We start from the raw sequence: 15287 nt of genomic DNA on the forward strand, positions 1-15287 counted from the left end.
AGCACTTAGGTGGCGCGGTGTGAGTGTACCGTTTTACTCCCTCGCATTCTTTCATCGTCTGGCACGTGGGTTGCTGAGCCAGATAACGCCAAACGCGCCCACACGCCAAACGGCGGAATTGCTGACCGACCATCCACTGCAAGTAGGAGAGCAGTAGCATGGCCGACACTCGGTTGAAGAACTCTATCGGCGCAGCGATCGACCTCGCCGAACGGGCGAGGCAAGTGCTCGATAGCGACGAAGGTTCATATGATGCGCTAGACATTGCGCTGCAAAACTTCGGCGACGCCCATCGCTCTTTGATAGAGGGCGCTTGCTGAGAACGAGCTCAGCCGCGCGAATGCACGCGCACCGTACGCAGTGAGGAAAGCCATGAGCAAGAGAAAACGGCCGACGAACTAGCTAGGCGCAATCTTCATGGCGGAGATTGCCAAACATCGGAACTGGAGCCAACATTAAGACCGTGGCGATACCCGATCCGGCGCGGCTGCGCCCACCTTCTTAACCTGGTATCCGGGATTTGTCTGCGAGGGCCGCGAGATGGCACCGGCGACCGCTTTCGTATTCGCGAAAGTCCTTGCCAGGCAATATGATCTCGACGGAGACCCGTCTTACTCGATGCTGCACTTCAATAGCCTCCTTGTCAGCTTCGTGCTGGGGATGCTTAGTGCCGCGCACAGCCAAGAGAATGCTGCAGAACGAGGCGTGCGTCGCACTGTCATATATCGATTGCGATGGCGACCGTGGTTTCGCCAGCTCGGCCGTTCCGCACAGGAGTGCGTCGTTTGGGAGCATGAATTACGGGGACTTGGCTCAAACGCAGAGCTTCTCGCCCGGGCATCCGTGCGGCTCTTACGAAGGAAGCATTATCTGTCACGATCTCCCGCTGAATTCGCCAAAAATGGCAACAGCGGACTCACGATTCCGGTATGCCCGCCAAACACATTTCCTCACAAACGGCATGTAGCGAGAAAGGTCAGGTTATGACTCGATGCGTCGTCGCGAAAGCGGCGAACAGTAAAGGTCATCCTGCCTTGCAGCGGACTGGCTGGCATCCTTAAACCTTCGGGCTTGGCGTAGGGTGTCCGCGTGGCCCAATGTTTGGACCGGCCGACGTTTGGCGACGTTTAGCGCGGTACGATAGTTAGTGGGTGGGTGCGCCTTGATTTGGTTGTGAGTTCCGCACTCGCCATTGATGCGATTCACGATAGGAAATGGTACGCGCACCTCGTGTGTTTCATGTCGTTATTGTCCGGGACGCGCAGGCGATGTATGTCCTTGCTCTGGTTACCCAAAAAGGAGGAAGCGGCAAGAGTACGCTGGCGGTCGGAATTGCAGTCGCGGCGATGGCGAACGGGGAGCGCGTTGCGATTGTCGACGCGGATCCACAAGGGACGATCTCAAAGTGGAGAGAGCGGCGCGACCATCCGTATCCGACGATCGTTCGGGTCGCCGATCCCGCCGGAATAGAAGGGGCGCTCGTCAGCCTTGAAGCTGAGGGGATCTGGCTAACGGTCATCGATACCGCGGCCACGAACAATGCCCTGGCTATGCGTGCCATCGCGAGTGCCGATCTTTGCCTAATCCCGGTACGTCCGAGTCTGGCAGACATCGAAGCTGCGATACCTACGCTGATTGCCATCCGTAGGCTCAACCGCCGATTTGCTTTCGTGCTCAATCAGACGCCACCGCGGGGCTGCCGCGTGAGTGAAGCCGCAACGTCGCTCAATTCGCTGGGGGTGCTTGCGCTTCCCTGTATCGGACAGCGCAATGACCATCAGGATGCTCTTGGGACAGGATTAGGCGTGACCGAGTTTTCCCAAGAGGGAAGAGCCTCGGAGGAGGTTCGTGAGCTGTGGTGCTGGATCTTAAAGAAGCTTGTCGAGGGGGCATCAGCTCATGAGCCGCACGCAAGAAACGAAAAAGCGGCGTACTAGTAGGCAGACGCGCTGCGCGCGACGCTCGCTCGTGGAGCTTACCGCGGCCGCGAGCCGAGCCGTTGACGATGGCATATTTGTGTTGTCCGGCGGGACTGCTGCTTCCAATCCGCAATGGGAGCACACCGGCGCGAATACGTCTGATCAAACAATCTTTGCAAGGCAAGCGACGGCTCCGAGTCCCTTTGCGGCGCCGCGCGAGGACGAACTCCTGGATTCCGACACTGCCATCGAGATGATGGTGGCGATTTCCAATGACGATCAAGACAGAGCTTCTGAAAGCATCAGAGCCGGACTGGATATTGCGCTGGACCGTGCAACGGACCTCGCCGAGACCCGGGTGGAAGGTGAAGCGGCGTCAAAAGTCGGTCCCATTCTTGAAAACGCTTTCTTGACCGTTCCTAAAAAAGCCGCAACAGAGTGCCGCGCGGATGCGGTCGAATTGATTGTGCAGAAGGAACCATCAGCCGACAGCGCAGGGCAGCCGGAACCACGATACATGCGGCGGCTCACTGACGAGGCGGTCAGATTGCTGGACGATCTTCGGAGCGGCAAGCTGCAGAATGAGGCGAACTTCATCCTGAGCGAATGCTTCAGAGAAGCCGCCAGCGCGTTCTTTATGATCAATCAGCAGCTCAAGCGCGACGGCTATGCCGCGAGCATTGATCCATCAATCTTCATCTGGCTCGCCAACATCACCGAACCGGAGACGCGCGACACCGGGACCATGCGGCTTGAGATCGTACCCAACCACCGAGGTCGTCCAAGCACGTACACGCGCCAGGTCGCTCAATTCATCTGGCACCTTGTCAAGGGACAGGGCTGCGGGCGACAGGCCGCATATCGAGGGGCGGTCACGAAGTTCACCGTGAGCGCGAGTTTCGCCGAGAAAGCCTACGCCTTTTGGGAGCCGATCTTCGAACGGGCGGGCCCGCGCGTTAAGATGCTGACCCGCATTTCAGATCCAGAAATGTAAAGCTGAGCAGCGCGTTCATTTGGCGGCCGATTTGACTGAGGGCGGGCGCCGGCGAGGACCGAGCGAAGCCGGCTGATCTGCCGGTGCAGACGCCGACCGTGTACGACCTGGTCAATTGTGCAACGGCGCCGGAGTATTATTCCAGCGGCCACTTATCAAGACGTTAGCCCAGCTTGAAAGGACCAGGATACCTCAGCGAGGCGCAAGCTCGAGGCAATCCCTAGGAACTTTAACCATATTCACAACTTAGCGATGACTTCGCGTTGTGCGCGTGATGCTGAATCAGGCAACCTGTCGGGCGTTCCCTGTTGCAGGTCGCATACAGGTGACTTTGTGGAGTGGATCGACGGAAAAAAGCAACCGATTGTCGATTTAAAATTTCCGTTTTATATGATCCTTGAGACTGCAATTCTACGTTCTACGATGGCTTACTTGAAGAAGATCGAAATGACGGTGAGCGCATTGGAAGCACGGTCAGATTCCGCCGGAGCAAGTGCGCCTCCGCAACGCGGCCGAAGCAGACCTAAACCAAAAATAACAAAGCGCAGTTGAGCAACGCTACTCATTCCAGGATTTCGCCGAAAGCGGTAGCAGCAGCCCTTGTCGACATAGGCCCGCTCGACCACACAGCCGGGTGAGTGTCTCGGTGCGGTCCATAATGTCCCGCAACGTGTGACCCGTCGGTCCACGTCCGTCGAGCGGCCCGCGACGACAAGTCCGCGGCGCGCCAGCGCCTCCATGATGGTGCGAAACGTGACACGAATGGCGACGACGGCAGGCCGGTGAAGAAGACGGTTCAGGTCGGACTCGTCGGCATGCATATCGGGCATAAGAGCGAAACCTCGCCGCAATGGATCTGGGCAACGTTTGAGCAGATCGGTAATCTCGACGTCGACCGAGTGGCGCATCCCAACCTGCGTCCATCCTTCTTTGATCCTGACTGCCCGCTGTGCACCGTCAATGTTCAGCCGCAGCTGGATCCCAAGACCAGGCTTTATCCGCGGATACCCGCCCAGGCTTCGCGAACCATTTCGATAAGTCTGACAAGGTCGCCTTGAACCGAGAGGCGCAGGCCGTATTGGCAAAGCTGGGATCGGTCTGGCAATACTATGAGCTGGTCGACACGCAATGGCCGACCGATCCGTCATCTAAGCCTTCGGCCTGGAATAGCGGCCTCAGTCAGGCCGTGAGCAACAAGCCGGGTGGCCAGCCGACACCGGTATTCCTGACGAACATAACGATGGAAACGTACTTCCAGTCCAGCAATCAGCCAGCCTGCAATCAGGAGGAAAACGTTCCAAACAACGTGAACTGCCCGTCCGATTACGCCTCTTTGCCACCGGGGAGCGCTATCACGGCCTATACTCCCAATCCGCCGATCTGGACAACACCGCTCAACAACGGTTCACCTGCAAAGCCCGGAATAACGACGCAGATCATGGCGACGGAAAGCTGCATGGGCTTCCACTTCTCCGCGGGCGTTATCACGGCCTATGATCCGCAGACCGGCAGCAAGAAGACGGGCGGATAGTTGTCCGCCGACTTCTCTTGGCTGCTATCCACAAAGGCACAATATGCTCCGTAGCGGAGCGTGAACTGTGGCGCGAGGCGATAATGGAAGGTTGGGCCGCGCTTTCTTTCCGCATCGCCGGTGGTGACGGCCCGGCCAAGGTACTCGGCTGATGGTTGTCTGCGCTCTCTCGCAGCCTCTCGTGCGTGTTCGCCGTTAGCATGTGAGACAAATTGAAGGTTTTGCGGAGGGAAGAGTTCTGGTTCATCGCAGCAGCAGGAGCGAAGATGAAGCAGAAATCCAGACCGGGCAAAGTACCGGCAGAACTAGCTAGCGCTGAAGGACATTCGGCAATGTCAGAATATCGTGGTGAGCGAATCCAGGGGCGGCGACAAGCACAACTTGCGCACAAGGATAGCTGTCGCGACGTCCACAGTGACTACGCACTGTCATCTACAGATACGTGGTTTAAAGACGCTCAAAGCTGATGGTTGATTTTCCGTCACCTGCAAGTTCTTGTAGTTGATTGGCGCGAACTTCTCTGGCCGATTGCACGCGCTCCAAGCCTGTTCAAGCTTGTAAGGACGCTGGCGGGAAGATCAAATGAGCGCCGTTTCGAAAGGTAAGAAGTCCGGTACCTCGACCGGGCGCCTCGTTCTGGCGGGTGTTTTGGGCGCGGCAGCTGCCCTCGTCCGTTCTCCCGACCTGACCAGCGCGATGCAGCGCCAACGGGCCGCCTCCGTCTGGCAAGATCGGCCTTCAGTTCGTTCCCGTGCCCGTCAAGCCCAACGGGCCGGATGGCACCATACGGCCGGGCGCGGTCGAGATCGCATTCGTCAACATGTGATCCCGTGTCGGTTATGCATCCCGGAAGAACGTCATGGCGGACGGCTTGACGCGCCGGGTCGTCCATGGTCCCGCGTTTCTTGTCGCGATTCGGCCAGGGACAGGGCGCTCTGTGGAGAAGGACCTACTGCTCGCAAAGGTCGACAAACCGGCGATCATCACGGCGAGGCGGGGTGTCTTCGCAAGCGCTGCCCCGAATACTCGGTTACAGACCATCGTCAGTTTCAGGAGCTAACGTCGACGGGACGCCGGTCGAGATCGTCGTTGATGGATGGATTGCAGGTGGCCGGGATCACGAGGTCGGCCGCTTCGGACCAACCGTACGCGGCAACGGAGAGGGTGCATCTCTGCGTATCGGAAATGTAGAGGGGTCCTGTAGCCGGACCGGATTACTGCTCCCGTTAAGAGGAGGATGCTCGATGGATCGACGTAGATTGTTGTTGAGCGCGGCGGGACTCTTGGTCGCGACGCCGGGGCTTGTCCAAGCCGCTTCGCCGCCTGCGGTCGGCGTATCGGTACTGGCCGGAAAATGGACCTACCGAAGCTTTCACAATCGTCCCGCGCTCGTAGACGGCGACTCGCAGAAAGCGTTGCGCTTGATCTTCGCGGAGGCCGTATTCACGTTCGAGATCAACGGGACTTCGCTGAAGGGCGCGCTCGATTGGCAAGACGGGGGTCTCGATCTGCAGGGCACGATCCAGCCAGCCAACGGCCCGGTGCCTCTTTCCGTCGCCATCGTCGGCTCAGGCAGACCGAAGACCGACACAGACGGCTGGGAATACGATTACCGCGCCAACCTTGCGTATGAATGGCCCAACGGTGTCGGCCAAGTACCGGCGCTGGTCGGGACGGTCATCCGGGCGAAGCCGCATGAGGGCGGGCCTGCAGGATACGTCGCGTCCTTCATCGCGGTGAAGCATACCTGATCGGCGATCGAATCCGGATAGGATCGCTCAAAGGGAAAATGCATATGCGTCGCAGACCATTGTTCTTATCCTCGGTCGTCGCTGGACGCTGTGTCACCGTCGGGCCCCTCGCGTTGCTCGCAGGTGCCGTTGCGGTTCTCGCCTCGCCTGATCCTGTCACTGCACAGTAGGACGCTCGGATAAGGCGGATCGTGACGCCACCACCCCAGATCGTTCAACAGGTCGTCGCGGACCCTCTGACGCAAACTGCGGCAACGGATCGCCGAGACAATTAGCGGCGATTGCGATAGCAAGCGATGGCCTGACGCGCGTCGGAGGACGGCTACCGCGCACGAGGATTCCAGGTCAACAGCGTCCCGTACGATCCCAATGGGCCGCCTCGCATGCTGACGCTGGGATCGGCAGACGAGTGGACCCTGACCGCTGGCGCGCGCCCGGGCACCCCTTCCATATCCACGTCAATCCATTTCAAATCAAATCGTAGCGATCCGCAATTCCTCAAACATGAACGTGAGCGTCGATGGCGAACCGGACGATCCACAATATGCTAACCTAAAGGGCGAATGGCGCGACACTTTGTTCGTCAAGGGCGGGTACACAATCATCACTCGATCGCGTTACCGTCGGTACATGGGCGATTTCGTCCTTCACTGTCACATCCTGGATCGCGAGGATCGGGGAATGATGCTGAACGTTCGGGTGGCGATCCCGGACGGAGCAGGTGGCGTCGCCAACGGGCATCACTGAAGTGGTCAGCCCGATCCGACAATCATAAGGAGCCGCAATGACTGAGCTGAGCGAGCCGTCTCCGGACTCTCATTTGCGGCCTTTGAGCTGCCGATGTGGCCGGTCGAGCAGCCGCTCCTGCCGGCTGTTCAACACCGCGCTCGATTGCGTATTCTATGATGTACCGCTCCTGTGCGCCGCTTGTTCCGAGGGTGCTGCGATGCAGGTTGCCGGCAAAGGACCGCTCTCGCCGAGCGCCGATTTGAACGCGCTCAGTGACCGAGGAGGCGTTGCTCCCTATGGTCGCGACGACCGCTCACATGTCCAGGAATGCCGGAGGGTAGACAAATTCCTGGGATCATCTAATCGGGAAGCACACGACGTTGACGTCGCGGCGATCACCTCGGCGATTGCCTTCCATTCGTACCACGTCGATCATGATTTGATCGACGGATCGGATCGCCACTGCGCTTTTTTGAGCTTTTTCCTGGAGTTTTTCCGGACATGTCGACGCTCGTCCCCCATGGCGCTTGCCTTCTGTGGCGGCCGGAGTTGATCTGGCTGAACGTCGTTTCCGACGCTTTTGTCGCTGGTGCCTTCTTTACGACCGCCTTTGTGCTTGCATTCTTCGTGTGGCGGCGGCGGCGTCAAGTGATGTTCGGGGGCGTGCTCTTGGCATTCGGTATCTTCGCCGCACTCTGCGGACTGGCCCGCCTGCTTTCGATCCTCACAATGTGGGCGCCGGCTTACGAAATTGAAGCCGTTACCAAGGTCTTGCTTGCGCCGGTCTCGCTTGCAATCACGCTGGCGCTGCTGCTGATGCTGCCGCGGATCCTGGTACTGCCGACGCGTATCCAACTAACTGAAGCCTATGCGGCGCTTGAGGAGGAGGCGAAGCAGCGCCGCAAGGCCGAGGCCATGGTGAAGCGCTTTCAGGAGATCGAGGCCCACGAGGCCCAGATCCGGCAAGCGCAGAAGATGGAGGCTATCGGCCAGCTCACCGGCGGCGTCGCGCACGACTTCAACAACATCCTGACCGTAATCACCGGAACAATCGAAATCCTCGGCGACGCAGTCAAAGATCGCCCACATCTCGCCCAGATTGCCAATCTGATCAACTCTGCAGCCGCAAGGGGAGCCGACCTGACCAAGCATTTGCTGGCCTTCAGCCGCCGGCAACCACTGCAGCCTCGCTCGACCGACGTCAACGAGCTGGTGGTCGATGCTGCGCGTCTGTTGCGTCCAACGCTGGGCGAAGACATCGAAATCGAATCGATGCTGGCGCACGATCTCGCACCGGCCCTGATCGATCCCAGCCAGCTCTCGACGGCGATCCTCAACCTCGCCCTGAATGCGCGCGACGCCATGCCCGCCGGCGGCAAGCTGACGTTGGAAACCAGGAATGCTGTGCTCGACGAGAATTATGCGCGCCTCAATGCCGAGGTCAGACCGGGTCAATATGTCATGCTGGCCGTGAGCGATACGGGAGTCGGAATGCCCGGCAACATACTCGACAAGGTGTTTGAGCCATTCTTCACGACCAAGGACGTAGGGAAGGGATCCGGGCTAGGCTTGAGCATGGTCTACGGCTTCGTCAAGCAGTCGGATGGCCATATCAAGATTTGTAGCGAACAGGGTTACGGCACGTCTGTGAAGCTCTATCTGCCGCAGGCCGCGGGGCCCCCGCAGGCACCGGCCGTTGATGCCGGTGTGTCGGGAAGCGAAGGAGGCGACGAATCTATCCTGCTGGTCGAGGACGACGTGCTGGTCCGCGAATATGTCGTGACGCAGATCAGCCGCTTCGGCTATCACACGCTGGCCGCCCGCGATGCCGCCGAGGCGCTGGCCATCATTGACCGGGGCGAACGCATTGATCTCCTGTTCACCGACGTGATGCTCTCGGGCGGGATGAACGGCCGTCAGTTGGCGACCGAAGCGCTCAAGCGGCGCCCCGCGCTCAAGGTACTCTATACCTCCGGTTATACGGAGAACGCGCTCGTCCATCATGGCCGGCTCGACCCCGGCGTGCTGCTCTTGCCGAAGCCTTACATCAGCGCCGATCTCGCGCGGATGCTCAGGATCGCGCTGACGTCGTGAGCAGGTAGGGCAGGTTTATCTAGGGCGGATGAGCTGGAGCATATTCGGATCAAGTTGCGCGGTATCCTGCGGCGACGAGATGGCTTAGACATTCATCCGGGCGTGAACGTATGGGCCGCCCCGCTGCAAGCGTCATGATGGATCGTTTGAACAGTCTACACAGACGTCGGCCTCTGGCCACTGCGAAGATGGAGACCGGCCAGATCGTGGACAAAGGTGGCGGCGGAGAGCGGCGAGTCGACCTCCCGCCCAGTCTTGTAGCGCGAGCATTCGATTTCCAACCAAGGATCGCCTCCGCTGATGGCCTGGTCGATCGTGGGGGACGTCGATCGGCCCCCTCGGGCCACAGCCTCTCGTTCCAGGATTCGTAGCCAACTTGTCGGCCTGACTGATCAGCCTCTCGCCCTCAGCACGCGTCCTGTGCGTCCTGCGAATCGAACCATCCTAGGCTCACGACAGGGAACCGGCCGCTTACACGCGCCACAACAATGTCGACGTGCCGAAGGAGCATTTGCTCGGCCCTCAGGGCGGCGGATTTATCGTCGCCCAACCGAGTTATCGCGGCCGGCTGGTTCGAGAACGCCTTTGATCGAGCTCGATACGCTTACGATGAAGTTGAGCGACTTCCAGCCGAGCTTGGTCACCTTGCGGATCGCTTGGGCACCAAGTTGCCATGGTGAAGAGCGTATCCGCTCCGGAGTCCTTCAGCGTAACGATCTCGGAATCTACCGTCGGGTTCGAGGTTTCATAAGTGACTTTCCTTGACGATAATGGTCGATGCTTTTTCGCCGAGCCCGTCTTTGAGGCCCTTCACATAGTCGTTGCCGGCGTCATCTCTGGGAAAAAAGCGCCAAGTGTTCGCCGTCAGGGCCTGTGAGACAAACAGGGGGAATTTGCGGAGGGAGGATTTCTGGTTCATCGTAGCCACCAGGAGCGAAGACGAAACAGAAATCCGGACCGGCCAAAGCGTCGGCAGACCAAGTGCTAAAGGACATTCGGCGCCAGACCCCCCGTATTCGGCGGAAGAGAAGATCCGCATCGTGCTGGAAGGATCGCGCGGCGAGGAGAACATCTCCAAGCTTTGTCGCCGAGAAGGCATTGCCGCCTCGATGTATTACGGCTGGTCCAAGGAGTTTCTCGAGGCCGGCAAGCGCCGCCTGGCCGGCGACACGGCACGAGCTGCGACCTCCGGCGAGGTCAAGGACCTCCGCCGGGAGGCCGGCGCCTTGAAGGAGGCCGTCGCCGATCTGACCCTGGAGAACCGTCTGCTCAAATAAAGGCCGCGCGCTGCGGGAATGGCTTCGAGCGCGCCGACATCAAGAAGGGGCGGAGAGCGCATCGAGCTGCAGCCCACGCCGAGTTTCGGGGGCGGAGACCAGCGCGCGAGAGGTGACGTCGTCCATCGGCAGCGCTCCGTCAGAAGCCGTAGGTTCGATCGGCCCAGCGCAGCAGGACGCGGGCGTCGGGGTCGGGCAGGCGCACGCGCTGGGCCTTCAGGCCTTCAGCGATCGCGTGCCCGACATCGGGATCGACCCAGTGGCCATGGGTCATCAGGAAGAACCAGCCGAAGGGCAGGCCGACCTCGCGGTCCACGGCCTCGATCCGGTCCATCAGCGCGTGCACCGAAATGTCCCCCGTTGTGAGCAGCCGCTCTTTCGGGGGCTTCAGCGGTCGGGGAATGAAGCCGACTTCGCGCTCGCTCTTGTGGGTATAATCGCGGGCATCGAGGGCCCAATGCGCGAAGATGTGCTGCGGTCCGGCGCTCGATTCCTCCCAGTCCCGGAAGAACCGCAGTTCGCGCGGCACAAAGTCGAAAAAGTCCGGGACCGCCTCCAGAAACGACGTCTCGCGCGTTCCTTGGGGCCCGACTTCGCGGATCACGCGCTGCTCCAACTCGGGCCGGTTGGCCTCCCGCTTCTCGCGCTCGACGCGGCCACAGCGATCGAGGAAACTGCGGACGTGGATCACCGCGCCGCCGGCGCGATCGAGCAGGCGATAGAGCGGACCGGCGAGGCGATCGGAGTCAGGGAACTGGTCGGTGCGAGTCAGCTCGGATCGAGCAGCTCCTCCTTGCCATACGGGCGGTAGTTGGGATTGACGATCGGGCCGGCGCGCCACTCGATCTCGCGGCCGAGCGCTATCTGAACGTAATCGGCGACACCCGGCCCCGTCGGCGCCGACACGAAGACGCTGGTGCCGCGCCATTCGGTGATCTGAAGATCGATCTCCTTCAACCGCTCCCAGACCGCCGTCACATCGCCATTTTCCTTGGCCAGTTCGGCAATCATCCACGGCCGCAATTCGCCAAGCCGCGTGCCGTCGGGACGCAGAACCGATCGGGTGTCGCGCCAGTAATCGTCATCGATCGGCGCGATGCCGAACGCGAAGCCTGGAAAGGCTATCGTCAAGGCTGGGATCAGGTCCGCGTCGGCGGACGCCGGACCGAGGCCAGCCAGGACGGTTTCGAGCGAAGCGGCGTCCGGGAGGCGGGCAGCGACGGTCATCCCAGCGCTCCTTCATCGGTCCAGGGGTTCAAAAGCGGCACACCCAGCGGCGCAAAATCCTTGGTGTTGCGAGTCGCGAGTACGAGCTCCCGGTCGAGAGCAGTGGCCGCAAAAAAACCGTCCATGACCGAGAGCGCAAAGCCGCTCTGTCGGGCTTGCGCCATCAGATCACCCCAGCGCCCGGCGATCGCCGGGTCGATCGACAGAATCCGCCCGGCGAAGCGCGCCGGCAGATCCTCCGCGAGCCAGGCGGAAAGCGCCTCGCGACGGCGGCCGTCGTCCATCAGGGCAATACCGCGCCGGAGTTCGGCGATCGACGCAACGCTGATGAAGGCCCGGTCCTCGTCGATCGTATCAAGCCACGCGAGCACTTTCTTATCGGGCGCCGGCCGGCGAACCTCCGACAGCACGTTGGTATCGAGCAGGACATTCATAGATCAAGGTCGCGCGGCTGATCGCGAACCCGCTCGAGATCGAGATCGGCATCACGCAGCGGCGAGGCCATCAGGAATTCGGCGAGCGTGCCCTTGCGGTCGGTCTTGCGCGCCCATTCCTCGGCGGAGACGATGACGACACTGGGCTTGCCGTGGCGGGTAATGATCTGCGGATCGGTCTGGGCGCGTTCGATCACCTCGGAGAGGCGCGCCTTGGCGCCAGCCACGGTCCAATGGTCGGTTTCGGGCGCAGGGGTCTTTCGGGAGGCTGTCACGATCCGCTCCTATGACTATAGTGACCAGCGTGACTATAAGCTGGATCGCAGCGATTTTCAACAGGTACCGAGTGGGGCGCCGTTCCGCTAATATCGGGGAGCGAACGGAAGGAACTGTCATGTCACGCGAAACAAACCAAGACGCCGCCGGCGGCGGCTAATGAGGCCGGCGCGGTCGGCCGGAACCAGCGGGCTCGTGCTCCTGGCGGAGATCACGTAATGTTCGGGGCCGTTGAGCGCGGGGTTGAGGTTGGGATGCCGTCGGCGCAGTTCGTCCAGCACGCCGATCACGCGGATGCCGGGTGCAGCCTTCAGGATCGGAATGATCTCGGCGTCCCCAGTAGGGGGCGAGCGGATCGGATCCGTCCCCGCCCCCTGGCCCCTTTTTCTGGGATGGCGGACGCGCATCGCCCTCGATCCGATACGCACTCGCTTTCGAGAAACCCGCCTTGGCACCGATCACCAGATGAGATGGGATGGTTGCCACCCTCCCCAGACGGGCATCGTAATGTGCCAAGAACGTGGTGTTTGAACCACGAAGCGGAGAGGACGGCAAATTGATGGATACGGTGATCGGAGTGGATCTGGCAAAGAACGTGTTTCACCTCCACGGGGCATCAATGGCGGGGCACTTGAAGTTTTGAAAGAAGCTGTCACGGCTCCAGTTTCGGAAGTTCATGGCGGAGCCCCCATCGGCAGTGGTGGTGATGGAAGCCTGTGGCAGCGCCCACTATTGGGCGCGGGAGATGGTCAAACTCGGCCATGAAGTGAAACTGATCGCGCCGCAATATGTGAAGCCTTTTGTGAAACGCCAAAAGAACGACGCGGCTGATGCCGAAGCAATCGTGATCGCGGCACAGCGCCCCGAGATGCGCTTCGTCGAGCCGAAATCGGAAGAACAGCAGGCTAGCTAGGATCGCGTCTTGGCGCAAACCTGCCGGCGTCACTGAGATCGCATGATGAGCTCGCCCACGAGTCTCCGCGACTTGAAACTCCTAGTGCGCGGTAAAGCCCGGATAGCCACTTGCGGCGACTTCGTCGCACTTTTGCCGATAGTTGCCTGCGCCCCCGGTGTAGGCGAGTACTTGGCGTGGTTTGCCTTCAACGTTCGACCCCAAGTACCAGGAATTCGTCTTGGCGATCAGCATTGCGTTGGCGAGCTCGTCGTGATGCGCCACCCATTGATCTTCCAACTCTTTGGAGGGTTCGATCACCTTCAAATTGTTGTCCCGGAGATAGCTAATGCATCCAGTTATCCACTCGACCTGCTGCTGCAAGCAGGTTGTCGCGTTGCAAAGCGCGGCCACCGGGGCAAGCGGCACTGCGGTCATGAAGAGATTGGGATAGCCGTGCACCTGCAACCCCATGGTGGTCCGGATGTCTCGACCCCAATCCTCCTTCCGGGATCGTCCATCGCGGCCGCGGATGTCGATGCGGGTCAAAGCCCCCGTTGCTGCATCGAAGCCCGTTGCCAAGATGATGACGTCGAGCGGGTGAACTGTGCCGTCCACCGTCTGGATCCCTTCGGTCGTGATGCGCTCGATAGGGTTGGTCTTGACGCTGACAACTTCCACATTGACTCGATGGAACGCCTCGAGAAAATTCTGCTCCAAGGGCACCCGATGAGTGCCGAATCCGTAATCGCTCGGGATCAGCAGGTCATAAAGTTTTGGATCTCTGAGCCGCTCGCGCATTTTCGCGCGCACGAATTCGGAGATCTCCGCGTTCACCGCCTCATCGAAGAACAGCTCGGCGAAGGACGATATCCACAACTTCACGGAACCATCGTTCCAGCAGTCTTCAATCACCCTGCGGCGTTGTTGCGGCGGCAGACCGGCCCAGGCGTACTCGACGTCATGTTCGAAGCCCGTGAACGTGTGCGGCAGTCGCTCGGTAAGGGTTTTGAACCTTGACTTGTAGGCCTCGACGTCCCCGGCAGTGTACTTGGAATTCTTCATAGGTATGATGTATTGCGGCGTGCGGACGAATACTTTGAGATGGCCAACCTTTTCCGCGATCGTCTGGATCACCTGGATCCCCGTTGGTCCGTTACCAACCACGCCGACGAGCTTCTCATCAAGATCGACCGGTTGCTGCGGCCATCGCGCCGTATGAAACACCTGCCCCTTGAACGCCTCCTGCCCCGGAAAGGACACATGGGGTGCCGAAAGCACACCGCAACAGGTGACTACAAACTGGGTATCGATCACATTACCTTTGTCGGTCACGACCACCCATCGATCCGTCGCTTCATTAAAATGCGCACTCTGGACCGTCGTGCCGAACTGAATGTCCTTGCGCAGGTCAAGCTGATCCGCCACGTAATTCAGCCAGCGTTCGATTTCGGGCTGGCTCGGAAATCTTTCGCTCCAGCTCCATCGTTTGTAGAGGTCTTCGGAGAAAAGGTACTGGTACTGGTAGCCTTCTGAATCGACACGCGCACCAGGATAACGGTTCCAATACCAAGTGCCACCGACACCCGAGGCAGCGTCGATCGCCCTGACGTTCAGCCCGAGCTCTCGTAGCCGGTACAGCTGGTAAAGACCGGCGATGCCTGCTCCGACGACCACGGCATCGAATTTCGTTGTCGCACGCCCGCCACTACGACAATTGTCCTTGTTCGGCGTCTTGGTCATTTCTCCTCCCTTCTGTTTTTGACGACCTGCGAGGAGAACAGCAAGTATCGTACCAATGAGGGGAGGGGGCGCAAGAAGTCCGCAGTCCTAAGCGAGATGAAGCCGCCAAAGAATGGCTGTGAGCAGCGCCCCACGCGGTACTCTGACGTGTTCGGTGAGCCGATGACTTCATGATGCCTCCTTCTTCGAACGCTTGGTGCGTCGTACCCGATTGCGAAGCTGACGGATTTGGTCGTCTGAGAGCTCGATCTGCCATGGCTGGCCTTTGGCTAACTGACGACCTGCCAACAATTCCCGCGCGAGATAATCGAACACCGTCTGCGGGGTCACTCCAAGCTCAGCCGCTGCGCCCTGAATTGAGAAGCTTCCATCGGGCCAGCGCATCGGATTCTTGTCCACGCCGTTGATTTTGACGGTGGG

13 protein-coding genes and 4 pseudogenes are annotated in these 15287 nt (G+C 60.1%); 9 read left to right on the forward strand and 8 right to left on the reverse strand.

The features are described 5' to 3' along the window. Nucleotides 1-158: 158 nt before the first annotated feature. The 3 genes from AC066Y_RS39340 (at nt 159) to AC066Y_RS39350 (ending at nt 2913) form a co-directional block, all read left to right on the forward strand. On the forward strand, nt 159-320 hold the full coding sequence (locus AC066Y_RS39340) for a hypothetical protein (RefSeq protein ID WP_478278550.1): 162 nt from the start codon (nt 159-161) through the stop codon (nt 318-320). Between the two features lie 894 nt (nt 321-1214). After that, nucleotides 1215-1937: a ParA family protein gene (locus tag AC066Y_RS39345; protein WP_244978915.1), complete on the forward strand. Its 723-nt coding sequence runs from the start codon at nt 1215-1217 to the stop codon at nt 1935-1937. After that, nucleotides 1900-2913 carry a hypothetical protein gene (locus AC066Y_RS39350; protein WP_478278551.1) on the forward strand — a complete coding sequence of 338 codons (1014 nt, stop codon included), beginning with the start codon at nt 1900-1902 and terminating at the stop codon, nt 2911-2913. The genes AC066Y_RS39345 and AC066Y_RS39350 overlap by 38 nt, the downstream gene beginning before the upstream one ends. A gap of 428 nt (nt 2914-3341) precedes the next feature. On the opposite strand, the gene AC066Y_RS39355 is transcribed toward AC066Y_RS39350, so the two are convergent. After that, on the reverse strand, nt 3342-3821 hold the full coding sequence (locus AC066Y_RS39355) for a hypothetical protein (RefSeq protein ID WP_478278552.1): 480 nt from the start codon (nt 3819-3821) through the stop codon (nt 3342-3344). Between the two features lie 146 nt (nt 3822-3967). On the opposite strand from AC066Y_RS39355, the gene AC066Y_RS39360 reads away from it, so the two are divergent. From AC066Y_RS39360 to AC066Y_RS39375, 4 genes are all read left to right on the forward strand, one after another. Beyond that, nucleotides 3968-4444 carry a hypothetical protein gene (locus AC066Y_RS39360; RefSeq protein WP_478278553.1) on the forward strand — a complete coding sequence of 159 codons (477 nt, stop codon included), beginning with the start codon at nt 3968-3970 and terminating at the stop codon, nt 4442-4444. A gap of 1283 nt (nt 4445-5727) precedes the next feature. After that, nucleotides 5728-6195, forward strand: coding sequence for a hypothetical protein (locus tag AC066Y_RS39365; protein ID WP_478278554.1), 468 nt, complete (start codon nt 5728-5730; stop codon nt 6193-6195). Between the two features lie 504 nt (nt 6196-6699). Continuing rightward, a complete protein-coding gene (locus AC066Y_RS39370; RefSeq protein WP_283088171.1) occupies nt 6700-6942 on the forward strand; it encodes a multicopper oxidase domain-containing protein in 243 nt (80 codons plus the stop codon). 483 nt (nt 6943-7425) lie between these two features. Next, nucleotides 7426-9018, forward strand: coding sequence for an ATP-binding protein (locus tag AC066Y_RS39375; RefSeq protein ID WP_478278555.1), 1593 nt, complete (start codon nt 7426-7428; stop codon nt 9016-9018). Nucleotides 9019-9763: 745 nt separating this feature from the next. Here AC066Y_RS39375 and AC066Y_RS39380 read toward each other — a convergent pair. Beyond that, nucleotides 9764-9937, reverse strand: coding sequence for a hypothetical protein (locus tag AC066Y_RS39380; RefSeq protein ID WP_244486498.1), 174 nt, complete (start codon nt 9935-9937; stop codon nt 9764-9766). A 62-nt stretch (nt 9938-9999) separates the two neighbouring features. Between AC066Y_RS39380 and AC066Y_RS39385 the strand changes: the two are divergent. Beyond that, nucleotides 10000-10292: pseudogene (locus AC066Y_RS39385) on the forward strand (transposase); the annotation flags it as partial. A 142-nt stretch (nt 10293-10434) separates the two neighbouring features. Here the strand turns inward: AC066Y_RS39385 and AC066Y_RS39390 are convergent. From AC066Y_RS39390 to AC066Y_RS39405, 4 genes and pseudogenes are all read right to left on the reverse strand, one after another. Then, nucleotides 10435-11522: pseudogene (locus AC066Y_RS39390) on the reverse strand (hypothetical protein). Continuing rightward, nucleotides 11519-11956 (reverse strand): PIN domain-containing protein, encoded by a 438-nt coding sequence (locus AC066Y_RS39395; protein WP_478278556.1) that lies wholly within the window; start codon nt 11954-11956, stop codon nt 11519-11521. Before AC066Y_RS39395 ends, AC066Y_RS39390 begins: the two are co-directional and overlap by 4 nt. After that, nucleotides 11953-12231, reverse strand: a complete 279-nt coding sequence (locus AC066Y_RS39400; protein ID WP_028337909.1) for a type II toxin-antitoxin system Phd/YefM family antitoxin — start codon at nt 12229-12231, stop codon at nt 11953-11955. The genes AC066Y_RS39395 and AC066Y_RS39400 overlap by 4 nt, the downstream gene beginning before the upstream one ends. Before the next feature lie 117 nt (nt 12232-12348). After that, the gene (locus AC066Y_RS39405; protein WP_478278557.1) at nt 12349-12639 is read right to left on the reverse strand and encodes a hypothetical protein; all 291 of its coding nucleotides are present in this window, start codon (nt 12637-12639) and stop codon (nt 12349-12351) included. 152 nt (nt 12640-12791) lie between these two features. Here AC066Y_RS39405 and AC066Y_RS39410 point away from each other — a divergent pair. Next, a pseudogene (locus AC066Y_RS39410) lies at nt 12792-13139 on the forward strand (IS110 family RNA-guided transposase); the annotation flags it as partial. Nucleotides 13140-13226: 87 nt separating this feature from the next. Here the strand turns inward: AC066Y_RS39410 and AC066Y_RS39415 are convergent. Together AC066Y_RS39415 and AC066Y_RS39420 are read right to left on the reverse strand one after the other, a co-directional pair. Then, nucleotides 13227-14867: a flavin-containing monooxygenase gene (locus AC066Y_RS39415; RefSeq protein ID WP_478278558.1), complete on the reverse strand. Its 1641-nt coding sequence runs from the start codon at nt 14865-14867 to the stop codon at nt 13227-13229. A gap of 168 nt (nt 14868-15035) precedes the next feature. Then, nucleotides 15036-15287 (reverse strand): annotated as a pseudogene (locus tag AC066Y_RS39420) (recombinase family protein); the annotation flags it as partial.

The organism is Bradyrhizobium sp. USDA3010 (assembly GCF_056429065.1).